The organism is Blautia massiliensis (ex Liu et al. 2021) (assembly GCF_052064225.1).
Taxonomy (GTDB): domain Bacteria; phylum Bacillota; class Clostridia; order Lachnospirales; family Lachnospiraceae; genus Blautia_A; species Blautia_A fusiformis.
On sequence record NZ_JBQHWA010000017.1, the window covers coordinates 23,443 to 48,521 of the forward strand.

General features: G+C 45.7%; 24 protein-coding genes and 1 pseudogene. 20 read left to right on the forward strand and 5 right to left on the reverse strand.

Annotated elements, in window-relative coordinates:
- Positions 1 to 6: 6 nt before the first annotated feature.
- Positions 7 to 1,188: a tRNA uracil 4-sulfurtransferase ThiI gene (thiI, locus tag ACTNDQ_RS08510; RefSeq protein WP_015527083.1), complete on the forward strand. Its 1,182-nt coding sequence runs from the start codon at positions 7 to 9 to the stop codon at positions 1,186 to 1,188.
- 165 nt (positions 1,189 to 1,353) lie between these two features.
- Here thiI and ACTNDQ_RS08515 read toward each other — a convergent pair whose 3' ends face one another.
- On the reverse strand, positions 1,354 to 1,590 hold the full coding sequence (locus tag ACTNDQ_RS08515) for an HPr family phosphocarrier protein (protein ID WP_015527084.1): 237 nt from the start codon (positions 1,588 to 1,590) through the stop codon (positions 1,354 to 1,356).
- A 133-nt stretch (positions 1,591 to 1,723) separates the two neighbouring features.
- On the opposite strand from ACTNDQ_RS08515, the gene mtaB reads away from it, so the two are divergent.
- From mtaB to ACTNDQ_RS08560, 9 genes are all read left to right on the forward strand, one after another.
- Positions 1,724 to 3,052 (forward strand): tRNA (N(6)-L-threonylcarbamoyladenosine(37)-C(2))-methylthiotransferase MtaB, encoded by a 1,329-nt coding sequence (mtaB, locus tag ACTNDQ_RS08520; RefSeq protein ID WP_021652336.1) that lies wholly within the window; start codon positions 1,724 to 1,726, stop codon positions 3,050 to 3,052.
- A gap of 185 nt (positions 3,053 to 3,237) precedes the next feature.
- Positions 3,238 to 3,510, forward strand: a complete 273-nt coding sequence (locus ACTNDQ_RS08525) for an IreB family regulatory phosphoprotein (RefSeq protein ID WP_015527087.1) — start codon at positions 3,238 to 3,240, stop codon at positions 3,508 to 3,510.
- A 1-nt stretch (position 3,511) separates the two neighbouring features.
- Positions 3,512 to 3,964: a Holliday junction resolvase RuvX gene (gene ruvX / locus ACTNDQ_RS08530; RefSeq protein WP_015527088.1), complete on the forward strand. Its 453-nt coding sequence runs from the start codon at positions 3,512 to 3,514 to the stop codon at positions 3,962 to 3,964.
- A gap of 92 nt (positions 3,965 to 4,056) precedes the next feature.
- Entirely contained in the window at positions 4,057 to 4,326 is a 270-nt protein-coding gene (locus ACTNDQ_RS08535) for a DUF1292 domain-containing protein (RefSeq protein ID WP_059086846.1), read from the forward strand.
- Between the two features lie 281 nt (positions 4,327 to 4,607).
- Positions 4,608 to 6,242: a ribonuclease J gene (locus ACTNDQ_RS08540; protein ID WP_044962008.1), complete on the forward strand. Its 1,635-nt coding sequence runs from the start codon at positions 4,608 to 4,610 to the stop codon at positions 6,240 to 6,242.
- A 4-nt stretch (positions 6,243 to 6,246) separates the two neighbouring features.
- Entirely contained in the window at positions 6,247 to 6,585 is a 339-nt protein-coding gene (locus tag ACTNDQ_RS08545; protein WP_015527090.1) for a YlbF family regulator, read from the forward strand.
- An 11-nt stretch (positions 6,586 to 6,596) separates the two neighbouring features.
- Positions 6,597 to 7,001, forward strand: a complete 405-nt coding sequence (locus ACTNDQ_RS08550) for an endolytic transglycosylase MltG (RefSeq protein WP_288787400.1) — start codon at positions 6,597 to 6,599, stop codon at positions 6,999 to 7,001.
- Positions 6,998 to 7,645 (forward strand): O-methyltransferase, encoded by a 648-nt coding sequence (locus ACTNDQ_RS08555; RefSeq protein ID WP_278796879.1) that lies wholly within the window; start codon positions 6,998 to 7,000, stop codon positions 7,643 to 7,645. Before ACTNDQ_RS08550 ends, ACTNDQ_RS08555 begins: the two co-directional genes overlap by 4 nt.
- 4 nt (positions 7,646 to 7,649) lie before the next feature.
- Positions 7,650 to 8,873 (forward strand): peptidase U32 family protein, encoded by a 1,224-nt coding sequence (locus ACTNDQ_RS08560; protein ID WP_278796881.1) that lies wholly within the window; start codon positions 7,650 to 7,652, stop codon positions 8,871 to 8,873.
- Between the two features lie 56 nt (positions 8,874 to 8,929).
- On the opposite strand, the gene sigK is transcribed toward ACTNDQ_RS08560, so the two are convergent.
- Positions 8,930 to 9,559: an RNA polymerase sporulation sigma factor SigK gene (sigK, locus tag ACTNDQ_RS08565; protein WP_059085391.1), complete on the reverse strand. Its 630-nt coding sequence runs from the start codon at positions 9,557 to 9,559 to the stop codon at positions 8,930 to 8,932.
- 181 nt (positions 9,560 to 9,740) lie between these two features.
- Between sigK and ACTNDQ_RS08570 the strand changes: the two genes are divergently transcribed.
- Genes ACTNDQ_RS08570 through ACTNDQ_RS08580 form a run of 3 tightly spaced genes read left to right on the forward strand, consistent with a single transcriptional unit; the run spans position 9,741 to position 15,327 of the window.
- Positions 9,741 to 13,280 carry a DUF5717 family protein gene (locus ACTNDQ_RS08570; protein ID WP_278796884.1) on the forward strand — a complete coding sequence of 1,180 codons (3,540 nt, stop codon included), beginning with the start codon at positions 9,741 to 9,743 and terminating at the stop codon, positions 13,278 to 13,280.
- The gene (locus ACTNDQ_RS08575; protein ID WP_441064396.1) at positions 13,277 to 14,551 is read left to right on the forward strand and encodes a DUF5716 family protein; all 1,275 of its coding nucleotides are present in this window, start codon (positions 13,277 to 13,279) and stop codon (positions 14,549 to 14,551) included. Before ACTNDQ_RS08570 ends, ACTNDQ_RS08575 begins: the two co-directional genes overlap by 4 nt.
- Positions 14,548 to 15,327, forward strand: a complete 780-nt coding sequence (locus ACTNDQ_RS08580; protein WP_278796888.1) for a hypothetical protein — start codon at positions 14,548 to 14,550, stop codon at positions 15,325 to 15,327. The genes ACTNDQ_RS08575 and ACTNDQ_RS08580 overlap by 4 nt, the downstream gene beginning before the upstream one ends.
- Here the strand turns inward: ACTNDQ_RS08580 and ACTNDQ_RS08585 are convergent.
- The gene (locus ACTNDQ_RS08585) at positions 15,324 to 16,763 is read right to left on the reverse strand and encodes a hypothetical protein (RefSeq protein ID WP_278796889.1); all 1,440 of its coding nucleotides are present in this window, start codon (positions 16,761 to 16,763) and stop codon (positions 15,324 to 15,326) included. The two genes, ACTNDQ_RS08580 and ACTNDQ_RS08585, sit on opposite strands and share 4 nt — an antisense overlap.
- 167 nt (positions 16,764 to 16,930) lie before the next feature.
- On the opposite strand from ACTNDQ_RS08585, the gene ACTNDQ_RS08590 reads away from it, so the two are divergent.
- From ACTNDQ_RS08590 to ACTNDQ_RS08620, 7 genes are all read left to right on the forward strand, one after another.
- The gene (locus ACTNDQ_RS08590; protein WP_441064397.1) at positions 16,931 to 17,653 is read left to right on the forward strand and encodes a LytR/AlgR family response regulator transcription factor; all 723 of its coding nucleotides are present in this window, start codon (positions 16,931 to 16,933) and stop codon (positions 17,651 to 17,653) included.
- Between the two features lie 92 nt (positions 17,654 to 17,745).
- Positions 17,746 to 18,624: an amino acid ABC transporter substrate-binding protein gene (locus tag ACTNDQ_RS08595; RefSeq protein WP_278796893.1), complete on the forward strand. Its 879-nt coding sequence runs from the start codon at positions 17,746 to 17,748 to the stop codon at positions 18,622 to 18,624.
- A gap of 231 nt (positions 18,625 to 18,855) precedes the next feature.
- Positions 18,856 to 19,506, forward strand: coding sequence for an amino acid ABC transporter permease (locus ACTNDQ_RS08600; protein ID WP_144094532.1), 651 nt, complete (start codon positions 18,856 to 18,858; stop codon positions 19,504 to 19,506).
- 21 nt (positions 19,507 to 19,527) lie between these two features.
- Positions 19,528 to 20,220, forward strand: a complete 693-nt coding sequence (locus ACTNDQ_RS08605) for an amino acid ABC transporter ATP-binding protein (protein ID WP_021652351.1) — start codon at positions 19,528 to 19,530, stop codon at positions 20,218 to 20,220.
- A 121-nt stretch (positions 20,221 to 20,341) separates the two neighbouring features.
- Positions 20,342 to 21,775, forward strand: coding sequence for an adenylosuccinate lyase (gene purB, locus ACTNDQ_RS08610; protein ID WP_173740406.1), 1,434 nt, complete (start codon positions 20,342 to 20,344; stop codon positions 21,773 to 21,775).
- 109 nt (positions 21,776 to 21,884) lie between these two features.
- On the forward strand, positions 21,885 to 23,159 hold the full coding sequence (locus ACTNDQ_RS08615; RefSeq protein WP_015527101.1) for an adenylosuccinate synthase: 1,275 nt from the start codon (positions 21,885 to 21,887) through the stop codon (positions 23,157 to 23,159).
- Between the two features lie 133 nt (positions 23,160 to 23,292).
- Positions 23,293 to 24,114, forward strand: coding sequence for an HAD-IA family hydrolase (locus ACTNDQ_RS08620; protein WP_015527102.1), 822 nt, complete (start codon positions 23,293 to 23,295; stop codon positions 24,112 to 24,114).
- A 134-nt stretch (positions 24,115 to 24,248) separates the two neighbouring features.
- Here the strand turns inward: ACTNDQ_RS08620 and ACTNDQ_RS08625 are convergent.
- Positions 24,249 to 24,434, reverse strand: a pseudogene (locus ACTNDQ_RS08625) (helix-turn-helix domain-containing protein); the annotation flags it as partial.
- A 162-nt stretch (positions 24,435 to 24,596) separates the two neighbouring features.
- On the reverse strand, positions 24,597 to 25,070 hold the full coding sequence (locus ACTNDQ_RS08630) for an AraC family ligand binding domain-containing protein (RefSeq protein ID WP_441064398.1): 474 nt from the start codon (positions 25,068 to 25,070) through the stop codon (positions 24,597 to 24,599).
- Between the last annotated feature and the right edge of the window lie 9 nt (positions 25,071 to 25,079).

Sequence of the window (25,079 nt, forward strand, 5' to 3'; positions counted from 1 at the left end):
ATTTTTATGTTAGTACATGCATTTCTGATCAAATATGCGGAAATTGCCCTTAAGGGAAAAAACCGCTATCGTTTTGAAGATGCTCTCGTACATCAGATGGAGATCGCACTCTCCAAGATCGAGGGAGATTTTGAAGTAAAAAAAGAGCAGGGAAGAGTTTATGTATTCTGCCCGGAGAATTATGATTACGATGAGGCTGTAGATGCGCTGCAGCATGTATTCGGTATTGTAGGCATCTGCCCGGTTATGATCTATGAAGAACAGGGCTTTGAGAAGCTTGCCGAAGATGTTGTGGGTTATATGAAGCAGTGGCATCCGGACTTTAACGGAAGCTTCAAGGTCTGGACACGCCGCGCAAAGAAATCCTATCCGATCAGCTCCATGGAAGTCAGCGCTGAGCTTGGCGGACGTATCCTGGATGCGTTCCCGGAGGCAAGTGTAGATGTTCATCATCCGGAGCTGGATCTTTCTGTTGAGATCCGTGACAAGATTTACGTATATTCCCAGACCATTCCGGGCGCAGGCGGAATGCCCATCGGAACAAACGGAAAAGCCATGCTTCTTCTTTCAGGTGGGATCGACAGTCCGGTTGCCGGCTATATGATCGCAAAACGTGGTGTCAAGATCGATGCGGTATATTTCCATGCACCGCCCTACACCAGTGAGCGCGCAAAACAGAAGGTAGTGGATCTTGCCCGCCTGGTAGCCAAATACAGCGGACCGATCCGTCTCCATGTAGTTAACTTTACAGATATACAGCTTTATATTTATGATCAGTGTCCTCATGATGAGCTTACTATTATCATGAGAAGATATATGATGCGTATTGCCGAGCATTTCGCTAAAAAAGACCGTTGTCTCGGACTTATCACAGGTGAGAGCATCGGACAGGTTGCAAGCCAGACCTTACAGAGCCTTGCTTCTACAAATGAGGTCTGCACACTTCCGGTATATCGTCCGGTGATCGGCTTTGATAAAGAGGAGATCGTCCGTATTTCCAGAAAGATCGATACCTTTGAGACTTCTATTCAGCCGTTTGAGGATTGCTGTACCATCTTTGTAGCGAAACATCCTGTAACAAAGCCGAATCTTAAGGTGATCCGCCGTTCTGAGCAGAAGCTTTCTGAGAAGATCGATGAGCTTATGGAAACGGCTCTGAATACCACAGAGATCATTGAAATTCAGTGATCCGTTTTTTGATAAGAAAAAACAAACAGGGAACCTCGCTGCAGAGGTTCCCTGGAATTACCGATATATCAGGAAAAGGGAGTTCATTGAGAACAGAAGGATTCTGAAAGCATGAAAAAAGAGGAACTGTATCCGATACAGTTCCTCTCAAATATACAGTATAGATTAGTCGATTGTATATTTGGAAATAATCTGCATTACGTTATCCAGAGCAGCGCCATCTGCATGGATGTTGAGGTCGATCGGCTTGGAAAGATCCAGGCTGAAGATACCCATGATGGATTTTGCATCGATCACATATCTTCCGGATACTAAATCAAAATCGCAGTCGAATTTGCTGATCTCGTTTACGAATGCTTTCACCTTATCGATGGAATTCAGTGAGATTTTAGCTGTTTTCATTATAATAACCTCCCTTGATAAATTTTTGTTGTTTTACAGCTTTCATCTTACCTGTCAGTACCCAAAAAGTCAAGGTGAAAAGAGATAAAAATTGTTTTAATAATTAGTTAAAGTGTAAAAAAAGTGAGGAAAAATGGGAAATAAAGTTGCATTACACAACCTGGGCTGCAAAGTAAATGCCTATGAGATCGAGGCCATGCAGCAGCTTCTGGAGGAGGCGGGATATGAGATCGTGCCTTTTGAGCCGGGAGCGGATATTTATGTGATCAATACCTGCACAGTAACCAATATTGCAGACAGAAAATCAAGACAGATGCTCCACAAAGCAAAAAAAATGAATCCGGAAGCGATCGTGGTGGCAACGGGCTGTTATGTACAGACCGGTGGCGAGAAACTGGAAAAAGACGAAGCCATTGATCTTGTTCTGGGAAATAACCAGAAGATCAATATTGTGGAGGCACTGGCCGAATATGCGGAAAACAAACCGGGCCATGGTTCCCATGTGATCAAGATCAATCAGACAAAAGAGTATGAGGAACTTTCCATTGATCATACAGCAGAACATGTAAGGGCATATATCAAGGTTCAGGACGGATGCAATCAGTTCTGTACGTACTGTATCATTCCCTATGCAAGAGGCCGTGTCAGAAGCCGGAATATTGAAAGTGTTCTGAAGGAGGTCCGTGCACTTGCGGAAAAAGGGTATAAGGAAGTGGTCCTTACAGGAATCCATTTAAGCTCCTATGGAGTGGATTTCCCGGAGGAGAAAAAAGAGACACTGCTTTCTCTGATCCGTGCTGTGCATGAGATCGAAGGAATCAGGCGTATCCGTCTGGGATCGCTGGAACCGGGAATCGTTACAAGAGAATTTGCGGAAGGGATCGCGGCGCTGCCGAAGGTATGCCCGCATTTCCATCTTTCCCTGCAGAGTGGCTGTGATGAGACCCTGGAGAGGATGAACCGCAGATACAGAAGCGGGGAATACAGAGAGCGCTGTGAGCTTTTAAGAGAAGTGTATGGAAATCCGGCACTGACAACGGATGTGATTGTAGGCTTTCCGCAGGAATCGGAGGAAGAATTCCGGAAATCCTATGATTTTGTGGACAGCATCCGTTTTTACGAGACTCATATCTTCAAATATTCCAGAAGACAGGGAACAAAGGCGGCTGCCATGGACGGACAGCTGACAGAGGCGGAGAAATCCTTCCGCAGTGAGAAGATGATCGAGCTGCATCATCGTCATGCAGGGGATTATGAGAAATCCATGCTTGGCAAAAACCTGGAGGTACTGATCGAGGAAGAGTATACAAAGGATGGACGGACCTGGTATCTGGGACACAGCCGGGAGTATATAAAAACTGCTGTACCGAAATCGGAAGCTTATGGTGTAAATGATATCGTAATCGTAAAGGCAGAAGGCTTTCTTGAAGAGCATATCATGACAGGTGAAGCCGTGGAGTGAAGAACGGGATCGTATGTTGAAAGGTTGTTTGTTCACTGGTAATATTTTGCGAAGCGTGTTACTGAGAACGGAGTGAACAGTAACGTTGACAGTTTGTATTCGCAATCCTCGTTAAATTTAAGATTGTAATTTATGTAAATTTATATTAAAATAAAAAAGAATATATTTTAAGGACGTGAGAGACAATGGCAGAGAATAATCTGGGAAATACACAGTATTTCAGAACAAAACCGGATCAGGAGCTTCAGGTAAAAGAAGTCCTGGATCTGGTGTACAATGCAATGGATGAGAAGGGCTACAATCCGGTGAATCAGATCGTAGGATATATTATGTCCGGAGACCCGACCTACATCACAAGCCACAAGGGTGCGAGAAGCATGATCATGAAGGTGGAGCGTGATGAGCTGGTAGAGGAGCTTCTCACCGAGTATATCAAGAATAAGTCCTGGGAACGGTAATATGAGAGTACTGGGACTGGACTATGGCTCGAAGACCGTTGGGGTTGCAGTGAGCGATCCCCTTGGTCTGACAGCCCAAGGTGTGGAAACCGTATGGCGCAAGCAGGAAAACAAGCTTCGTCGTACTCTGGCACGTATTGAAGAGATCATTTCGGAGTATCAGGTTACGGAGATCGTTCTGGGATACCCGAAAAACATGAACAATACAGTAGGAGAGCGGGCCGAGAAATCTCTGGAGTTTAAGGAAATGCTGGAGAAACGTACGGGTCTGCCTGTTGTTATGTGGGATGAGAGACTGACTACCATGGCGGCAGACCGTACTCTGGAGGAGACCGGTGTGCATAAGGAAGACCGTAAACAGTATCTGGATCAGGTAGCAGCAGTCTTTATCCTGCAGGGATATCTGGATGCTGCCGCATACAGAAGAGAGCAGCAGGAAGGCGTGGAAGAATGATCGGAAACGCAAATAGATATTTTGAGCGGATCAGGTAGCAAATGCGGATTGTGAATATCCGCTTGACAAGAACGGATAAGGAAGAATTAAATATGGAAAAAATAATATTTCAGTCAGACGACGGCACAGCTGCTGAGTTTTACGTAGAGGAGCAGACCAATATTGCGGGTGTGACTTATCTTTTGGTGTCCGATTCACAGGATGAGGAAGCAGACGCATATATTCTGAAGGATATTTCAGCTCCGGGAAGCACAGAAGCCTGTTATGAGATGGTCGAGGATGATGACGAACTTCAGGCTGTATATGCAGTTTTTCAGCAGATGCTGGATGACGTGAATTTTGAATGGAGGAGCGATTTTTGAAAAGCGAGAACAACGATGACAACAAAAATGCGGAGAGCAGAGTACAAGTTTCCGCAGGCGGTGCCAGAAGAACCGCAGCAAGACAAAAGAATGCCGGATCAAGAACAAGACAGTATCGTGGTGGCAGCAAAAACCGTCAGGATAAGCCTTTCCGGCCAACAGCAAAGAAAACAGCAGCCGGTGGCGCTGTAAAAAACAGCAGAAACACACAGAAACCGGCAAAGACCGGCGGCAGGCCATCCGGTCGGAAAACCGGCCGCAGAACAACATCCAAGCTTAAGATCATACCACTTGGCGGTCTGGAGCAGATCGGAATGAACATTACCGCTTTTGAGTATGGCGACAGTATTGTAGTTGTAGACTGTGGTCTTTCTTTCCCTGAGGACGATATGTTGGGAATCGATCTGGTCATTCCGGATGTAACATACCTTAAGGAAAATATTTCCAAGGTGAAGGGATTTGTGATCACTCATGGACATGAGGATCATATCGGAGCTCTTCCGTATGTGTTGAAAGAGATCAATGTTCCGATCTATGCTACCAAGCTGACACTGGGACTGATCCGCAACAAACTGAAAGAGCATAACCTTATGCGTTCTACCAAATTGAAAGAGGTAAAACACGGGCAGGTGATCAATCTTGGGGATTTCGCTGTGGAATTTATCAAAACGAATCACAGTATCCAGGATGCATCCGCACTTGCTATTTATTCACCGGTGGGAATCGTGATACACACAGGAGACTTTAAAGTTGATTATACACCAGTATTTGGAGATGCCATCGATCTGCAGCGTTTTGCAGAGATCGGCAAGAAGGGTGTGCTTGCACTGATGTGTGAGAGTACCAATGCAGAGAGACCGGGATTTACAATGTCCGAGCGTACAGTGGGACATGTATTTGATAATCTTTTTAATGAGTACCGTACATCCAGGATCATCATTGCAACCTTTGCATCCAACGTGGATCGTGTGCAGCAGATCATTAACACTGCATACCGGTTCGGAAGAAAGGTTGCTGTGGAAGGCCGCAGTATGGTCAATGTTATTTCCGTAGCGTCAGAGCTTGGCTATCTGCAGATCCCGGAGAACACACTGATCGAGATCGATCAGGTGAAGAATTATCCGGACGACAAGGTGGTTCTGATCACAACCGGAAGTCAGGGTGAGTCCATGGCGGCACTTTCCCGTATGGCAGCCAATATCCATAAGAAGATCACGATCAAGCCTAACGATACCATCATTTTCAGCTCCAATCCGATCCCCGGAAATGAAAAGGCAGTTTCCAAGGTCATCAACGAACTGTCTATGAAGGGAGCCAAGGTTATTTTCCAGGATGTCCATGTTTCCGGACATGCCTGCCAGGAGGAGATCAAGCTGATCTACTCCCTCGTAAAACCGAAATATGCCATTCCGATCCATGGTGAGTACCGTCATCTGACTGCACAGAAACACATTGTGGAAGATCTGGGAATCCCGAAGGAGAATATTTTTATCCTTTCTTCCGGAAATGTTCTGGAGTTGGACGGACAGGATGCCAAGGTGACAGGAAGCGTTCATACAGGTGCGATCTTCGTAGACGGACTTGGCGTTGGCGATGTGGGAAATATCGTACTCCGTGACCGTCAGCACCTGTCTGAAGATGGAATCATGATCGTAGTTATGACACTGGAGCGCCACAGTAATGTAGTTCTCGCAGGTCCGGATATCGTTTCCAGAGGTTTTGTGTATGTAAGAGAATCTGAGGATCTTATGGAGCATGCCAGACAGGTTGTGGAAACTGCACTGGATTCCTGCCTGGAGAACAATATCACTGACTGGGGCAAGATCAAAACCGAGGTCAAGGATGCCCTTGGAGAGTATCTGTGGAAACGGACCAAGAGAAATCCTATGATCCTGCCTATCATTATGGAGGCGTAGGTTCATGGATGAGATCAGCATGGAGATCGAGAAGCTTCTCGATGCTGTGCACAGAAGCGATGAATATCAGGAATATCAGAAACAGGCAGCCCAGCTTGAAGCGGATCCTGAGCTGAAAGCCAGAGTGATGAGATTCCGCGGAGATAATTTCAGACTGCAGAATCATTCAGACAAGGATGAGCTGTTCCATATTGCGGAACAGCTCAATCAGGAGTCTGCAAGTCTGAGACAGAACCTGAAAGTAAATGCCTATCTCGACGCAGAGCTTGCGCTGTGCAGACTGATGCAGCGGATATGCAGGACGCTGGTGGACGGGATTGACATACAGATTCCTGACTTATAGGAGGAAAGACTATGGCAGACACAAGAGACAAGGTTAGCAGGGCCGGCGTTTTTCTGGCTGGAGGGGTATTTAAAACCGCTGTATATATCTTTATTATCGTATTTCTGATCTGGGTTGGAAAATCAGCATATCAGTTTGGCTACGATGTGTTTAACCAGCAGGCTATGAGCCCGGGAGAGGGACAGCAGGTCACGGTAGTCATAAAAGAAGGTGCCTCTGCATATAAAGTAGGCAAGACACTGGAGCAGAAGGGTCTTATCAAGGATGCGCTTGCATTTACCATACAGGAAAGAATGTCCGCATATCACGGACAGATCAAAGCAGGTACATACCTTCTCAGTACAGCTTATACACCGACCAGGATCATGGCAGTGCTGTCAGGAGAAGAGAGCAAGGAAGGATCGAACAGCCAGTGATCGTAGAAGAACGCATGCAGACCTATATCAATTCACTGGATATGGGGAATACTCCATTTCTGCAGGAGTTGGAGACAAAGGCACTTGCAGACCGGGTGCCGATCATCCGGAGAGATATGCAGAGCTTTATGAGGATGCTTCTGGCACTGAAACAACCGAAGCGCATTTTGGAGGTGGGGACTGCCGTAGGCTTCTCCACACTTCTTATGTGTGAGTATGGGCCGGAAGATATGGAAATTGTTACCATAGAGAATTATGAAAAAAGAATTCCTGTCGCAAAGGATAATTTCAGGCGCGCAGGAAGAGAGTCACAGATCACGCTTCTGGAGGGAGATGCCGGAGAGATCCTGAAGAATCTTACCGGAACCTTTGATATGATCTTCATGGACGCAGCCAAGGGCCAGTATATCCACTGGCTTCCTGACGTGCTGAGACTGATGAAAGAGGGAAGCGTGCTGGTATCTGACAACGTGCTGCAGGAAGGGGATATTATTGAATCTCATTATCTTGTGGAACGGCGTAACCGTACAATCTATAAAAGAATGAGAGAATATCTCTGGCAGCTGACTCACAGTCCGGTGCTTCGTACATCGGTGCTTCCTCTTGGAGACGGAGCGGCTGTAAGTGTAAAAACAGGAGAATAGGTTTATGAAACGACCAGAACTATTGGTTCCGGCGAGCAGCCTTGAGGTTTTAAAGGTTGCCGTCATATATGGTGCAGATGCTGTTTACATCGGCGGAGAAGCTTTTGGACTTCGTGCAAAGGCTAAGAATTTTTCAAAAGAAGATATGTGTGAGGGAATCGCATTTGCCCATTCCCATGGTGTAAAGGTTTATGTGACAGTAAACATCCTGGCGCATAACCGTGATCTTGAGGGTGTAAGGGAATATCTTCAGGAACTGAAGGAGATCGGACCGGACGCACTGATCATCGCAGATCCGGGAATCTTTATGTATGCAAGGGAAATCTGCCCGGAGATCGAGCGTCACATCAGTACACAGGCAAATAATACCAATTATGAGACTTACCGTTTCTGGTATAACCTTGGTGCCAAACGTGTGGTAAGTGCAAGAGAGCTTTCTCTGGAAGAGATCCGGGAGATCCGGGCACATATTCCGGAGGATATGGAGATTGAAACGTTTATCCACGGTGCCATGTGCATCTCCTATTCCGGAAGATGTCTTCTCAGTAACTTTATGGCAGGAAGAGATGCCAATCAGGGAGCCTGTACCCATCCCTGCAGATGGAAATATTCTGTTGTGGAGGAGAAGCGTCCGGGAGAATATATGCCGGTATTTGAAAATGAGAGAGGAACTTTTATTTTTAATTCCAAGGATCTCTGTATGGTAGAACATATGGAAGATATCCTTACAAGCGGTATTGACAGCCTGAAGATCGAAGGACGTATGAAAACAGCTCTTTATGTGGCAACAGTGGCAAGAACCTACCGCAAAGCCATTGACGACTGTATGGAAAGTCCGGAAAAATATCATGCAAATATGCCGTGGTATCAGGAGCAGATCTCAAACTGTACCTACCGTCAGTTTACCACCGGATTTTTTTACGGAAAGCCGGATGAGAATACCCAGATCTATGACAGCAACACATATGTAAGAGAATACACATATCTTGGATTTGCAGAAGAGATCGATGAGAGAGGTCTGGCAAGACTGACACAGAGAAACAAGTTTTCTGTAGGAGAGACTATCGAGATCATGAAACCGGACGGAAGGAATATTCCGGTCACAGTGGAAGCCATTTATAATGAAGAGGGCGAAGCTATGGAGAGTGCACCACATGCTCAGCAGAGGATCTATGTGAAACTGACTGAGATGCCGGAGGTATTTGATATTCTCCGAAGAGGTGAATGATCCGAAAGGGCAGATAAGAGAGAGTAAAGGGGAGAACGAAAAGAACGTTCTCCCCTTTACTGATTTTCAGGAAAAAGAGTACGGAGTTTTCGAAGAGCGTTCTTTTCGATACGGGATACATAGGAGCGGCTGATGGAGAGATTTTCAGCAATCTCTCGCTGGGTCAGTGGCTCCTGACCATTCAAACCGTAGCGGCAGCAGATCACCTGGTATTCCTTTGGGGAGAGTACTGTCCGGATATAACGGAGAAGATAGGAAATGCTGTCCCTTTTGAAACAATCATCCACAACATCAACGGGTGGACTTTCAATGATATCGAGAAGGCTGATCTCGTTGCCTTCCCGGTCTGTGCCGATGGGTTCATAGAGAGAAACTTCTCTGGAACGTTTCCTGCGGGCACGGAACATCATGAGAAGCTCATTGTCAATGCACCGTGCAGCATAAGTGGAAAGCTTGGAAGTCCGGCTGGGATCAAAGGTGGAAATGGCTTTGATCAGACCTATGGTGCCTATGGAGATCAGATCATCCTGATCCTCGTCACATCCCTGATATTTTTTTGCAACATGTGCTACGAGGCGGAGATTGTGTTCGATAAGGATATTTTTTGCTTCCGGATCGCCCCTTTGGAGCTGCAGAAGATAGAACTGCTCTTCCGCAAAAGAAAGCGGTTTCAGAAAGGTTTTCAAGGGTTCACCTCAAAGGGGATTTCCTTATAGCTTATGAGCCGGACGTGCTTTTCGTGCTTTTCCAACAGAAACTTTATAAAAAGGACAGAGGCGAACACCTGTTGCGCCACATTCTGATCTGGTGTATAATCATAAAATACGAGTGACAACAATCAGTGTATATTGATGAGGAGTATATATTTTGAAAAAGAGGATAGAACAGCTTCTTAACGGAAAATTTATTTATGAACAGCCTGGGCTTCTGTTTTCACAGGACCGTATTTTCGCTACGCTGAAGGCAGGAGAGACTACAAAGGATGAGATTTATTTCGGTACCGATGACAACCGCAGGATCAGTGGCTTTGTGACTTCATCTGACCGGAGACTGGTGCCCGGATTTGACCGCTTTTCCGGAACCACAGTGCGCATGCCTTATGGGGTAGATGCAGAGGGAATGAAGCCGGGAGAGAGCTTTGAAGGCTGGCTGTGTTTTACTACCAGTATCGGAGAATATAAGCTGCCGTTCACTGTACAGGTACAGACGGAAGAGGTGAAGAGTGCAGGCAGAAAGGTATCTTCTCTGGAAGAATTTCTGCACATTGCAAAGGAAGATTTCCATGAGGCTTACCGGATCTTTACAGAACGACATTTTTCCCTGATCCTGAGTGATCAGAGTGAGAAGATCCGTTCTCTTTATGCAGGAATGTCACAGCAGCCGGTGACCTATCAGCATCTGGAGGAATTTCTGATCGCAGCCGGTGCCAAGGAAAAGGTGACATTGAGTCTGAACAGAGAAGAGGCCGGTTTTTATGATGTCAGTGAATCTGTTCAGGAATCCCTTTATATCCACAGGAGCGGATGGGGACACCTGCGGGCAGATATTGAGGTAAACGGGGATTTTCTGGAGGCAGGCAAGCATGTGGTCACAGAAGAGGATTTTATCGGAAGTACCTGTGAAATAAACTATGTGATCCGCCAGGAAAAACTGGGAAAAGGAAATCAGTACGGCGAGATCATTGTAAAAACCCCATACCAGAAACTGGTATATCACGTTCTTGCATCCAGAGGAACTGAGAGTGCCGTGAACCTGGATCTTCTTGAAAAACAGTACCGGATATCTCTGATGAAGGAATACCTGGGATATCTCTGTAAAAGAACAGATTTTCAGGCCTGGACAGCCTCTACTCATGAGAAGCTTGACCGTATGGGCGAAAACGGACTGAAATATCCGGAATATCAGCTTCTGGAAGCCTATCTTCTTCATCTGGAAGGAGAAGATGACCAGGCTTCAGAAATCCTTGAGCGTTATCAGAATAAATCCTTTCATCACAATGAACTGGAACTGGCAGGGATTTATCTGTATCTGTGTACACAGACCGGGCTGTACCGGGATAAGGAACAGGCCCTCCGCAAGGTACAGAATTTCCAGATGCAGAAGGAAGACAGCTTTATCCTTCTGAAACTGGTATTTGAAATGGATCATACGCTTTCTCCGTCAAAAAAGATCTTTCTGATGGAGGAACTTTTTGAGCGGGGATGTACAAGTCCTTTTCTGTATCTGGAAGCATGGAACCGTATTTGTGCAGATATGTCTCTGCTGCATCGAATCAATGGGTTCTGGGCCCAGGTATTCCTTTTTGCAGGAAAAGAACAGATGCTGACGGAAGAGCTGGTCATGCGCCTGGCATATCTTTCCGGTTATGAGAAAGCTTTTAACGAAAGTCTGTACCGTGCTATGGTCATGGGATGTGAAGCCTTTCCGTCGGATGATACCGTGGAAGCTATCTGTAAATATATTATGAAGGGAAATCCAAGAAAACCGGAATATTTTCAGTGGTTTTCCGCTGCCGTGGACCGCGGGATCCGGATCACACGGCTGTATGAATATTATGTGGAAACACTGGATACTTCTTATCGGAGAGTCCTGCCGAAACCGCTTTTGATGTATTTTACCTATAACAATAATACTCTCGGTGATTCCAAGCGTGCCTATCTGTATGCATGCATCATTGCAGGGAAGGAACGTGATCCACAGACATACGAAAGTTATCGTGAAAGCATGGAGGAATTTGCTTTCCGTAAGTTACGGGAAGGCCGGATGAATGAAAATTATGCCGCTGTTTATCAGGAATTCATGCGGGAACCATCGGACAGCGAAAAAGCGCAGGTGATCGCCTCCAGAATGTTTACCTGCCGGCTGTATACGGATGATCCGAAGGTCCGCAGTGTGATCGTCCGTCACAGACAGATGAAACAGGAAGAAATCTATCCGTGTATCCATGGGATCGCTTACCCAAGGATCTGCAGCGAAGATGCGGCCGTTGTATTTCAGGATGAAAAACAGAGACGTTATGCTGCTACGGTAGATTATAATCTGACACCACTTTTTGATGATCGTGAGATGGTTCCGGCAGTGCTGGAAAAAGGGGCGGATGAACCGGCTGTGCTTTTGTATTACTGTCAGGGTCAGGAGATCAGTCGTAAGAATCTGGGAATTTTTCAGAAACTGGTCCTTTCACCGGCGTTTACCGATGAATATAAGAGGCTGATCCGCAAAAAGATCCTGGATTATTATCGGGATCACGTGCAGGGAGAAGATCTGGATGCCTGTCTGGAGATGATGGATTATCGGGAATATGCCATGGTCGACCGGAAAACCCTTCTGGAGATCCTGATCCAGCGGGGACTGTTTCCGCAGGCTATGAGCGTGGTGGAAGCATTTGGATTTGAAGGAGTAGAGGAGCGTGCTCTTCTGAAGCTGGTAAGCCGTATGATCATCCGTTGTGACTGTGCGGAAGACGAAGAGCTGATCGCACTTTCCTCTCATGTATACCGACAGGGAATCTATGATGAAGTGATCCTCATGTATCTGATGAAATTCCGGTTTGGACCTGTGGATGAACTTCTGGATATTTGGAAAAGTGCCTGTGGGTTTGATATGGATACCTATAATCTGGAGGAGAGGATCCTTTCTCTTCTGATGTTTAACTGGGATTACCGGCCAGAGGGTGCGGATATCCTGAAAGCATATATCCGCCATTCCGGAAAAGAGAGTGTGATCGGTGCGTATCTGACTCTGATGTCTTACGGAATGTTTGTAAAAGAAATGCCGGAGATGCCTGGACTTAAGGAGTATCTGAAAAATCGCAGAGAAAAGGAGTGGCCCGGAGACCGGATCTGTGACCTGACCCTTCTGAAACTGCTTTCCGAAGAAAAAACTTCTGATGAAGAAAATCTGGAAATGGAGGAAAAAATCCTCTCTTCCTGTGTAAAGGAAGGAATGATATTTGAGTTTTTCCGGAATCTGGATCAGAGTATCCTGCGACTGTATCAGCTGGATGATAAGACTTTTGTAGAGTATCATACTTCACCGGAGGCTTCGGTCACACTGTATTATTCCCTGGATACCGGTCTTGGAACTGTACCGGACTATAAAAGTGAACCGCTCAAAAATATCTATGAGGGAATTTTTGCCAGAGCATTTACATTGTTTTATGGAGAGACCCTGCGATATTATTTCCAGACAGAAGATGAAACCGGTGTACACAAAACGGAAGAAAAAATACTGACCATGAACCAGAGTAATGACCAGGCATCCAGCAAATATCAGCTGATCAATCAGATACTCTGTGCAAGAAAACTGGAGAAAGACACGGAAGTGAAGGAGAAGCTGGCACAGTATCTCCGGCAGGAACAGTACGTTAATGAAATGTTTGTCATAGAGAAGGAACCGGAAAGATGAATGAAATTCGTGACTTGATCATAGGAATTGATATTGGAAAAGAATACACACAGATCTGTTATTATGACAGAAAAGCAGAAGAAGCCCGTTCTCTTTCCATGAAGGTAGGAGCCAGTCAATACGAAGCACCGGGCTGTATCTGCTATCGTACCGATCACGGTGATTACTGCGTAGGCCTGGAAGCAGAGTATTTTGCCAGGGAAAAGGGCGGGATCATGATCGGAAATATTTATGATATCTGTCAGAAGGAAGAAAAGATCCAGGTGGCAGGAGAGGAAAAAGAGCCGGCAGAGCTTCTGGCACATTTTCTAAGGGGAATCCTGAAATTTCTGGGAATCCAGGATATCGTAAAGAATACCCGGTGCCTTTGTATCACATCGCCGGAGTTTAGTACACTTCAGGTACGGAATTATCAGAAGGCCTGCAGCCTTGCAGGTTTTTCCCGTGAGAAATATATGCTTATGGACTATGGCGAGAGCTTTTATTATTATGCACTGGGACAGAAACGGGAAACCTGGAATCGAAGTGTAGGCTGGTATGCCTTTGCAGGCGATACGGTAACCTTCCGGAAGCTGACCATCAACGGCTCTTCCAGACCGGTGCTTGTAAAACTGGAGGATCCGGTCAGTGCAAAGCTTGAATCGGAAGAAGAGATCCGTGATGTGGAATTTTACCGTTTTATCAGTAAAACTCTCGGCAAAGAGCTCTTCTCCAGTGTGCAGATCACGGGAGAAGGATTTGACCAGCAGTGGGCACAGCAGTCTGTAAAGCTCCTGTGTCATCAGGGACGGAAGGTTTTTTACGGAAACAATCTTTTTGCAAAGGGAGCCTGTATAGCCGGTAAGGACAGGCTGGAGGATAAAAAACTCAAAGGTTACCGCTATTTAAGTGATTCGCTGGTGACTGCGGACGTAGGAATGGATATGCGGGTGATGGGATCTCCGGCTTATTATCCGCTGATCGAAAGCGGCAGCAACTGGTATGAATGCAGTGCATCCTGCGAGCTGATCCTGGATGATACCAGTGAACTGGTATTTGTAGTAAGTATTCCGGAAGAAACCGAGAAGAAACGTGTGGCTATGGCACTTGAAGGTCTGCCAAAGCGGCCTAATCGGACTTCAAGGCTTTCCCTCATGCTGAAATACGTATCGCCGAGAGACTGCGAGATCACAGTGAAGGATCTGGGATTTGGCGAAATGTATCCTTCCAGTGGGAAGATCTGGAGGGAACTGGTACGATGGGATGAGCAGGAAGAAAGGAAGCAGGCATGAGCGGATATATTTTATGTCAGGTAAAAAAAGCAGAGAAGCCGTTTTATATCGAAAATATCAGTACCAATATCTATTCTATAGAAGAACTCTGCTATTATCTTTATAACAATCTTTATCTTGTGGACAGCTCATTGATCAGCAGTAAGCTCTGTACCTGGCTGGAGGAAGAACTGGAGCTTCCGAAGCTTGCGGCCAAGCTGAAACCTTATATTGGAAGAGAGGCCGGACTTGAAGAAGTACTGTATCCGATATTTAAAGAGATCAATTATCTGGCTTATGAAGAGCTTAAGACCTTAAACGGGCGCATCGAAGCCAGAAAACGTGAACCTGAAGAAATACGGGAGAAACGCAAAGGTGATGTACTGATGGAGAATCGGATGTATGTGAATGCGCTCCGTGTTTATCAGAAGTTGATGGAGAATGGTGGGAAAGAAATTACCAAAGAAATGCGTGAAAGGATCCTTCATAACCAGGGATGCGCATACAGTTACCTGTTCCAGATGGATAAAGCGCTGGATTGCTTTTGGAAAGCATGGAAGGAGAATCATTCAGAGAAAGCGCTGAAGGTTTATCTTCTGGCCTACCGCAGTGTTCACAGTGAAGAAGAATACAGGAAACGACAGGAAGATCTGAAGACAGATGAAATGGTAAGGCAGGAAACAGACCAGGCGCTGAAAAGCTTTGCCGGTCTCCCGGAGCAGCATATCGCATCCGGAGAAACCGACAGGATCCTGGAGGATCTCACAAGAGAATATCACAGAAGTACCGGCTCTTAAAGCTGTTCAAGAAGTCCCAGCAGGATCTGCCGGGCTTCTTTTTTTGTATATACGGATTCTTCCTCAGACAGGGAACAGAGGTAATCATTCAGGGCCTGTCCGATACTGGTCTCTTTCAGATAGATACAGAGAAAAGTATCTTTTTCGGAAAGAAAGCAGAGAAAAACGGAATAGTCAGACAGAACTTCCAGATGGATCCCGGTTTCAGGAAGTACGGAAGGCTTCAGGATCCTGCATTTTTCATGTCCCATATCTGTGTCAAGAAGATGCTTGAGGGCTTTTTTTCGTTCTTCTTTCGGAAGAGGGGTCTGATGGTAGGAATAAGGTCCGTCAAGGAGTCCGGTACGGGCAAATTTCCGGATCCCGCTCAGTGTAAAATAATTGCAGGAAAAGGCAGCTTCTGTAAAAGAAAAGGAAGTCTGGTTCAGAACCGCTGCCAGCTGGGTATAGACCGGATCGGAAAGATCGATATCCCTGTTATCAAACAATGACTGAATAAAGCCAGGACCATAGGACATCAGTGCAAGGCAGGGATGAGATTCCAGTGCAAAATTTGTTGAGATCTTTGTCTGCATGATAGAACCAAAGATATTAAGGATCCTGTTCGGAGAATCCGACTGCAGGAAGAATTGACTGGAATTCTCAAGAACCCGCCGGAATTCCTGTTGATATGCGTGGATCGCTTCCGGATTTTCAGTAAAAATACAGGTCATCATATCCGAGGATAACAGCAGCAGTTTTTTTTCAGTGAGTAAGAAAAAAGGAAACAGTTCATAGCTGGAAAACTCTCGGCCTGTCTGAGTATAGTAATAATATGGCTGGTAGCCCACAAAACCTGACAGGATCGGAAGGAGTGTGCAGAGAAAGGTTTCCAGATTCATGTTGTAATCCGGTGAGGCGGACGGGTTCTGGTGAAGCGGCAGAATCTGGATCACCGGTGGCAGTTTCTCATATTTGGGATAAAGAAGGGAAAAGATCTGTACAAGAAGCCGGCAGTTGGCCGGAAGGTTGGTACGGATCGTTTCAGAAGAACCGGAAGACAGGATGTCCTCAAAAAGGCTCAGGACCTTCTTTTCCACATCAAGAGAAAAAGTTCCACGGTAAAAGGGAAAGGATGGAAGCTTGAGAAAACCCTCCCGGGAAATGACCTGCTGGGAGCTGATAACACCCAGAAGCTCCTGTATATATTTGCGGTTGTAATATATTTCTTTTCCGATTTTTTCTATTTTATATAATTCCATCAGTTCCCTGCGTTGGGAAGGATTGATCCGGAGGGAATCGCAGAACTGGCGCACAAAATCAATACCGGGAAGACGTTTCCCTGTGATCATACGTTGTAGCGAGGTACGGTCAAGTCCCGAAGAAGCAGATAACTGATAAACGTTTTCTCCTGTATCCTTTAGGTATTCCCGGCATTTGTTGCTGAAATCAGACATAGTAGTACTCCTTTTGGTGCTTATATGACATTATTATACGAAAACAGATCATGAATTGCAATAATTTGTAAAAAAACAAGGCACAATTAGAAGCACATATTGCGCAGGTCTTTCTTTGAAAATAAAATGTTAATATCAGAAAGAGCATAAGGGAGGAAAACACGGCAATGGCAGTGATGACGATCGCGATATGTGATGAAATACGAAAGGATGCACAGAAGCTGTACAGGCAGCTTTCCACACTGGTCCCTGATGCAGAGCTCCTTCTGTATCGGACCAGAGAGAGTCTTCTGAAAGGACTGGCAGAGGGACACAAGATCTGCGATCTGATATTTCTGGGGCTGGATGGTGATCAGGGCAGGAGTCTGGAAACTGTACGGACAATGCGCCTGAAAGGACATCATATCCCGGTTGTGCTGGTGGCAGAGAATGAAAAATTCTATAAAGAAGCATTTGAAGTGTTTGCCTATAACTATCTGGTCAAACCGGTTGAAAGTAGAGAACTGGAACATGTTCTGGTACATATCCTGGAGGTGTGCAGGCGTGAAGGCGGAAGAGCGCTGTATTTTCGCTACAGGACACATGTTTATACACTGCAGCACGATCATCTGGCATATATATCCAGTAGTCTTCACAGTGTGACATTTCATCTTACCGATGGAAAAAAGATCAGCTGCAGGGCCAGGCTGGGGGATTTTTCGGGACAGCTGTCAGACAGCAGCTTTCTGAGATGTCATCAGAGCTTTTGTATCAACATGGAGAAGGTAACTTCACTTAAGAAGAACAGTTTTGTGGTCGGACAGACGGAAATCCCAATTTCCAGAACATATCTGAAAACGGCCAGAAAGAAATACAAAGATTATCTGGCAGAGCAGAAGGTTTGCTCTTGACAGCTCCTTTTGGGTATGTTACTATAACCATACGCTTTCGCGTGGTAGAGTGACCATGTGATAAAGAGATAACCGAAAAAAGGAGAATGACCATGAAGAAAAGAACAGTTGCAGTAGTAATGGCGGCAGCGATGACAATAGGAATGATGGTAACAGGAGTGAGTGTACAGGCAGGAGTTGAGGATAAGACCCTGATCGTAGGATTTGATGCTGAATATCCTCCGTTCGGATATAAGGATGATAACGGAGAATATGTAGGATTTGACCTTGACCTTGCCCAGGAAGTATGTGATAATCTTGGCTGGGAACTTGTTAAGAAGCCTATCAACTGGGATTCCAAGGATATGGAGCTGAACTCCGGAACGATCGACTGTATATGGAATGGATTTACTATCAACGGACGTGAGGATGACTATACATGGAGTGATCCATACATCAACAATGAGCAGGTGATCGTAGTTGCCAAGGATTCCGGAATTGAGAAGCTTGCGGATCTTAAGGGTAAGAACGTAGTTGTACAGGCTGCATCCGCTGCACTGGACGCATTGAACAACGATGACAATAAGGACCTGAAGGACAGCTTTGCATCTCTTACAGAGAATCCGGACTACAACACTGCATTTATGAATATTGATTCCGGAGCTGCAGACGCTGTTGCTGTTGATATCGGTGTTGCTAACTATCAGCTTTCCCAGAGAGGCAAGGATAAATATGTGATCCTTGACGAGCCGATCCAGAACGAGCAGTATGGCATCGGATTCAAGAAGGGAAATGATGAGCTGGAAGAGCTTGTATGGGATGAAGTTGAGAAACTTGATGAGTCCGGTGAGGTAGACAAGCTTGCAGATAAGTATGAGCTGGATAAGAGTATGCTCTGCATCAGCGATGATGATAAGGATGATGATTCCGTAGAAGCTGATATAGAAGAAAGTGAAGATAGCACGGATGAGGATACAGATTCCGAATCATAATAATCCGGGCTTATATTGCAGTGTAAATTGCAAAGATTCGTTTCGGTAAAAAATGATCCAACAGAAGAAATAAGAAACATAGCAGAAGCTTTTGAAGCTTCCGCATAAAAAGGAAATGAGGGTGCTTCGGCGCAGAAAGAGCTGCCGTACACGCTCATTTCCTGTTGTTTACAGGAATTACAGGTATCAGTCCGATAAATGGGACTGATACTCCGAACCAGGAGGAAAAAAATGAGTTTTAATGTAATGCTCCAGCAGCTGGCAGGAGGAATGCTGGTCTCTATTGAGATCTTTTTTATAACTTTGCTGTTTTCTCTGCCGCTGGGACTTCTGATCTGTTTTGGCAGAATGTCCAGAAACAAAGTGATCCGTACCATTGTATCCGGGTACATATCCATCATGAGAGGAACGCCGCTGATGCTGCAGCTGATGGTGGTATATTTCGGCCCTTATTTTATCTTCGGGATCCGTATTTCCATGGGATATAGTCTGATCGCTGTATTTATCGCATTTGCCATCAACTATGCAGCTTACTTTGCAGAAATCTATCGCGGCGGCATTGAATCCATGCCGGTGGGACAGTATGAAGCTGCAAAGATCCTTGGATACAATAAGGTGCAGACATTTTTCCGCATCATCCTTCCACAGGTGATCAAGAGGATTTTGCCGTCTATTACAAATGAGGTCATTACGCTGGTCAAGGATACTTCCCTTGCGTTTGTTGTGGCAGTTGCGGAGATGTTTACCATTGCCAAGCAGATCGCAAGTGCACAGACAACAATGATGCCATTTGTGATCGCTGCGATATTTTATTATGTGTTCAACCTGATCGTGGCTGTTGTGATGCAGAAGGTTGAGAAAAGTATGAATTACTACCGCTAACCGGAATGGAGAGTATAAAATATGAAATTATTTGAAATGAAACATATCAAAAAAAGCTTTGACGGACTGGAAGTTCTCAAAGATATCTCTCTTGACGTGGAAGAGGGAGAAGTTTTAAGTATCATCGGTCCTTCCGGTTCCGGCAAGTCAACCATCCTGCGTTGTGCCACAGGACTTGAGACGCCGGACAGCGGCGAGATCATCAAAAACGGTGATGTGGGACTGGTGTTCCAGCAGTTCAATCTGTTTCCGCATTTTTCCGTACTGAAAAATATAGTGGATGCACCTCTGAAGGTGCAGAAGAGAAAGAAAGATGAGGTTTACGCCCAGGCAAGAAGCCTTCTTAAGAAAATGGGCCTTGCAGACAAGGAGAAGGCATATCCTTTTCAGCTTTCCGGAGGACAGCAGCAGCGAGTTTCCATTGCCCGTGCGCTCTGTATGAATCCGAAGATCCTGTTTTTTGATGAACCTACATCTGCACTTGACCCGGAGCTGACCGGTGAGATCCTGAAGGTTATCAAGGATCTTGCTCAGGAGCATATTACCATGGTGATCGTTACTCATGAAATGAATTTTGCAAGAGATATTTCCGACCGTATCATCTTTATGGATAAGGGTGTGATCGCAGTGGAGGGAACGCCGCAGGAGGTATTTTCTTCCGAAAATGGCAGAATGAAGGAATTTTTGGGAAAATTCCATCAGGGTATGGAGTAACAAACGGTTGCTTTTAAAGAGGCAATGTTATATAATTTCAAGAGGCGTGAATTAACCAGAACCGGGCAGATAACGGATCTTTCGCCATTCCGGCCCGGAGGTATGTGATCAGGAGGTAGTAATGAATACAGACAGATATGTTAGCCCGCTGTCAGAGCGGTATGCAAGTAAAGAGATGCAGTATATTTTTTCTCCGGACATGAAGTTCCGCACATGGAGAAAGCTGTGGATCGCACTTGCTGAGACGGAACGTGAGCTTGGCCTTAACATTACCCAGGAGCAGATCGACGAAATGAAGGCTCATGCGGATGATATCAATTATGATGTGGCTAAGGAGCGTGAGCGTCAGGTTCGCCATGATGTAATGTCTCACGTGTATGCGTTTGGCGTACAGTGCCCGAAGGCAAAAGGCATCATCCATCTGGGAGCAACCTCTTGTTATGTAGGAGATAATACGGATATCATCGTTATGACAGAGGCGCTGAAGCTTGTCCGCAAGAAACTTGTGAACGTGGTCGCAGAGCTTTCCAAGTTTGCAGCGCAGTATAAGGACCAGCCAACTCTGGCGTTTACTCATTTCCAGCCGGCACAGCCGACAACCGTAGGTAAGAGAGCAACTCTCTGGACTCAGGAATTCCTGATGGATCTTGAGGACCTTGAGTATGTATTAAGCACTATGAAGCTTCTTGGCTCCAAGGGAACAACCGGTACACAGGCTAGCTTCCTGGAACTTTTTGACGGGGATCAGGAGACCATCGACAAGATCGATCCGATGATCGCAGAGAAGATGGGATTCAGATCCTGCTATCCGGTTTCCGGACAGACCTATTCCAGAAAGGTTGATACCCGTGTGCTGAATATCCTTGCGGGAATCGCTGCAAGTGCACATAAGATGTCCAACGATATCCGTCTTCTTCAGCATCTGAAAGAAGTAGAGGAGCCATTTGAGAAATCCCAGATCGGATCTTCCGCTATGGCATATAAGAGAAATCCGATGAGAAGTGAGAGAATCGCTTCCCTGTCCAGATATGTGATGATCGATGCACTGAACCCGGCGATCACATCTGCAACACAGTGGTTTGAGAGAACTCTGGACGACTCTGCAAACAAGCGTCTCAGCGTTCCGGAAGGATTCCTTGCGATCGACGGAATCCTGGATCTCTGCCTCAATGTTGTAGACGGACTGGTTGTTTATCCGAAGGTTATCGAGAAGAGACTGATGTCTGAGCTTCCATTTATGGCAACTGAGAATATCATGATGGATGCAGTTAAGGCAGGCGGAGACCGTCAGGAGCTTCATGAGCGTATCCGTGAGCTTTCCATGGAAGCAGGAAAGAACGTGAAGGTAGAGGGTAAAGATAACAATCTTCTTGAGCTGATCGCAGCAGATCCGGCATTTAACCTGACTCTTGAGGATCTTCAGAAATCCATGGATCCGTCCAGATATACAGGACGTGCCAAAGAGCAGACAGAGGCATTTATCGCCAATGTGGTACAGCCGGTGCTGGATGCGCATAAAGATCTGCTTGGCGTTAAGGTTGAGATCAACGTATAATGCTGTAAGCATAAAAAGAACACAGACAGGAATGTCAGTTTTCTGTGGATGATATACAGATAACGTGGCATTCTGAATAATAGAGAAAGACACAAGGAGGAACTGTGTTATGGTAACTGCAGTAGTAGGAGCAAACTGGGGAGATGAAGGTAAAGGCAAGATCACAGATATGCTTGCTGAGAAAGCCGATATCATCGTAAGATTTCAGGGTGGAGCCAATGCGGGCCACACCATCGTAAATGATTACGGTAAATTCGCACTTCATACACTTCCGTCAGGTGTGTTTTACGGACATACAACAAGTGTCATCGGAAACGGTGTTGCACTGAACATTCCGGTATTCTTCAAGGAGTACAACGAAGTAGTAGGCCGTGGAGTACCGGCACCGAAGATCCTGATCTCCAACAGAGCACAGATGGTAATGTCTTACCACATTCTGTTTGATCAGTATGAGGAGGAGCGTCTTGGCGGCAAGGCTTTCGGTTCCACAAAATCCGGAATCGCTCCGTTCTATTCTGACAAATATGCAAAGATCGGCTTCCAGGTAAGTGAGCTTTTTGATGAGGAAGCACTGAAAGAGAAGGTTGTACGTATCTGCGAGACCAAGAACGTAACACTTGAGCATCTCTATCATAAGCCTCTTCTGAAACCGGAAGACATCATGAATGAGCTGATGGAATACAAGAAGATGGTTGAGCCATACGTATGCGACGTATCGCTCTATCTCTGGAATGCACTGAAAGAGGGAAAACAGGTTCTTCTTGAGGGACAGCTTGGAACTCTGAAAGACCCGGATCACGGAATCTATCCGATGGTTACATCCTCTTCCACACTGGCTGCTTATGGTGCCATCGGTGCAGGTCTGCCTCCATATGAGATCAAGAAGGTCGTAACCGTATGCAAAGCTTACTCCAGTGCAGTTGGAGCAGGTGCATTCGTTTCTGAGATCTTCGGCGAGGAAGCAGATGAGCTGAGAAAACGTGGCGGTGACGGTGGTGAGTTCGGTGCTACTACAGGCCGTCCGAGACGTATGGGATGGTTCGACTGTGTTGCATCCAAATACGGATGCCGTCTCCAGGGAGCTACAGACGTTGCTTTTACAGTACTGGATGTTCTGGGATATCTGGATGAGATCCCGGTTTGCACAGGCTATGAGATCGACGGAGAGGTAACAACAGAATTCCCGACAACTGTGCAGCTTGAGAAAGCAAAACCGGTTATTGAGAAGCTTCCGGGATGGAAATGCGATATCCGTGGAATCAAAAAATATGAGGATCTTCCGGAGAACTGCAGAAAATATGTAGAGTTCGTAGAAAAACATATTGGATTCCCGATCACAATGATCTCTAACGGACCAGGAAGAAGCGACATCATTTACAGATAATTATTTTTACAGTATCAGGATTATGACACAGGAAGCGCCGGGGAAGAATTTCTCCGGCGCCCTTTTGGTTCAAAGAGATATTCAGTTAAAATAACAGATAGAATAGCGGATGTATCATGTGAAAGGAAGCTCAATGAAAAATTTTAAAAGAATCGCGGCACTTGCAGGTGTTGTCATATTACTTCTTATATTCTGCCTTCCAATGGCATTTGCCTGGGGAAGCAGTGAAAACGCCCAGGCTTTGTTCCGGGGGGCTTTTGCGGCAGCCGTTCTGGTACCGATCGTAGCGTATGTTTTCTGGATGGCGTACCGGATCTGGGGAAATAAGAAGCCGAGAGAGGATGAAAACCGTATGATCGAGAATATTATTTTTGATGTGGGAAATGTGCTGATGGGCTATGACTGGGAAGAGTATCTTCGGAGCTATGACTTCCCGGAAGAAAAGTATCAGAAAATCGCAGATGCAGTATTTCGAAACCCGATCTGGGAGGAACAGGACCGTGGACAGCATGAGGAGTCCTGGTATGTAGATAAATTTGTGGAAAGTGCACCGGAATATGAAGCAGATATCCGTGAGGTGGTACGACGTGATCCGGAGTGTATGCATCTGTATGATTATGCGGAAACCTGGGTGAAATATCTCAAAAATCAGGGATATCATCTCTATGTCCTTTCCAACTACGGAACTTATATGCTGGATCGTACAAAGCAGGATATGTCTTTTCTGAAATATATGGACGGAGTGGTATTTTCCTGTGATGTGCAGCAGATCAAGCCTGAGGTGGATATTTACAAAACACTTCTGAAGCGTTACAGCCTGAAACCGGAGAAATCGGTATTTCTGGATGATCGTGCCGTGAACTGTGAGGGAGCCGGAAAAGCCGGTATCCATACCATCCAGTTTGAGAATCTGAAGCAGGCGGCGAAGGCGCTTGAGAAGCTTGGTGTGAAATGACCTTCAGTGTGAAAAGAGAAACGCAGAGGGCCTGCACCATCGCGAAGCCCTCTGCATTCTAAAGGGGAGGATATGATAAGTATCTCCCGGAACGGCATCTGTTATACAGAAAATATATAAGATCTTGTAATCTTTTATTCCCTGTTCTTCTTCCGGTATTCACCGGGAGTCATTCCATATGTTTTTTTAAAAGTACGCATGAAATGCTCCGGACTTTCATACCCTACAAGTTCACAGATCGCAAGATTGCTGAGCGAGGTTTCACGCAGAGCATGACATGCCTGGTTCAGCTTGATATCCCGGATGATCTGTAAAAATGTCTGTCCGGACTTTCCTTGATCAGGGTACTGAAGTGGGAAGTACTATAGCCAAAATGCTTCGCAGCTTCACGTAAGGTAACGCTCTGGTAGTGACGGTTCAGGTAGTTGAGGATTTCCGTTACAGAATTTCCGGTGCTGTCCTTTGTAAGGATGGATTCAATATCATTTTCGTGAAAACGCAGCAGCATGGCCCAGAATATTAAAAGCAACACTGTCATCAAAGATCCCCACACTGTGAGTGGTATGCGGTGGAATGATACAGATATCTCCGGTATGCAAAGTGTGTTCGATCCCCTGTATCGCAGTGTGGGCAGTTCCGTCATACAGACAGAGAATCTCAAAAAATTCATGTTCATGGGGAAAAACAGGGGTATAGCGGTAATGCTTGGAAAGCACGATATTGCCATTTATATCATGAAAAAGATCGGTTTCTTTCATATAGGGATACCAGGCTTCAGTCTGAAGCTCCGGTACATAAAGCCGGTGTTCATAAATCTTTTTACGGTCCAGTGTCAGGCAATATTCATGAAAAGTCTCCGGATGTTCCTTCTCCTGCAGATAAAGTGTCTTATAAAAAGTCTCATCGTTGTTGTAGGAATAAATATATTTCTGAAATTCTTTTCTGGTAAGCTTCATAACTGTCCT

Coding starts and splice junctions, on each gene's coding strand:
- thiI (WP_015527083.1), top strand. CDS start 7: ATGTTAGTACATGCATTTCTGATCAAATATGCGGAAATTGCCCTTAAG.
- ACTNDQ_RS08515 (WP_015527084.1), bottom strand. CDS start 1,590: ATGAAAACAGCTAAAATCTCACTGAATTCCATCGATAAGGTGAAAGCA.
- mtaB (WP_021652336.1), top strand. CDS start 1,724: ATGGGAAATAAAGTTGCATTACACAACCTGGGCTGCAAAGTAAATGCC.
- ACTNDQ_RS08525 (WP_015527087.1), top strand. CDS start 3,238: ATGGCAGAGAATAATCTGGGAAATACACAGTATTTCAGAACAAAACCG.
- ruvX (WP_015527088.1), top strand. CDS start 3,512: ATGAGAGTACTGGGACTGGACTATGGCTCGAAGACCGTTGGGGTTGCA.
- ACTNDQ_RS08535 (WP_059086846.1), top strand. CDS start 4,057: ATGGAAAAAATAATATTTCAGTCAGACGACGGCACAGCTGCTGAGTTT.
- ACTNDQ_RS08545 (WP_015527090.1), top strand. CDS start 6,247: ATGGATGAGATCAGCATGGAGATCGAGAAGCTTCTCGATGCTGTGCAC.
- ACTNDQ_RS08550 (WP_288787400.1), top strand. CDS start 6,597: ATGGCAGACACAAGAGACAAGGTTAGCAGGGCCGGCGTTTTTCTGGCT.
- ACTNDQ_RS08560 (WP_278796881.1), top strand. CDS start 7,650: ATGAAACGACCAGAACTATTGGTTCCGGCGAGCAGCCTTGAGGTTTTA.
- ACTNDQ_RS08575 (WP_441064396.1), top strand. CDS start 13,277: ATGAATGAAATTCGTGACTTGATCATAGGAATTGATATTGGAAAAGAA.
- ACTNDQ_RS08580 (WP_278796888.1), top strand. CDS start 14,548: ATGAGCGGATATATTTTATGTCAGGTAAAAAAAGCAGAGAAGCCGTTT.
- ACTNDQ_RS08585 (WP_278796889.1), bottom strand. CDS start 16,763: ATGTCTGATTTCAGCAACAAATGCCGGGAATACCTAAAGGATACAGGA.
- ACTNDQ_RS08590 (WP_441064397.1), top strand. CDS start 16,931: ATGGCAGTGATGACGATCGCGATATGTGATGAAATACGAAAGGATGCA.
- ACTNDQ_RS08595 (WP_278796893.1), top strand. CDS start 17,746: ATGAAGAAAAGAACAGTTGCAGTAGTAATGGCGGCAGCGATGACAATA.
- ACTNDQ_RS08600 (WP_144094532.1), top strand. CDS start 18,856: ATGAGTTTTAATGTAATGCTCCAGCAGCTGGCAGGAGGAATGCTGGTC.
- ACTNDQ_RS08605 (WP_021652351.1), top strand. CDS start 19,528: ATGAAATTATTTGAAATGAAACATATCAAAAAAAGCTTTGACGGACTG.
- purB (WP_173740406.1), top strand. CDS start 20,342: ATGAATACAGACAGATATGTTAGCCCGCTGTCAGAGCGGTATGCAAGT.
- ACTNDQ_RS08615 (WP_015527101.1), top strand. CDS start 21,885: ATGGTAACTGCAGTAGTAGGAGCAAACTGGGGAGATGAAGGTAAAGGC.
- ACTNDQ_RS08620 (WP_015527102.1), top strand. CDS start 23,293: ATGAAAAATTTTAAAAGAATCGCGGCACTTGCAGGTGTTGTCATATTA.
- ACTNDQ_RS08630 (WP_441064398.1), bottom strand. CDS start 25,070: ATGAAGCTTACCAGAAAAGAATTTCAGAAATATATTTATTCCTACAAC.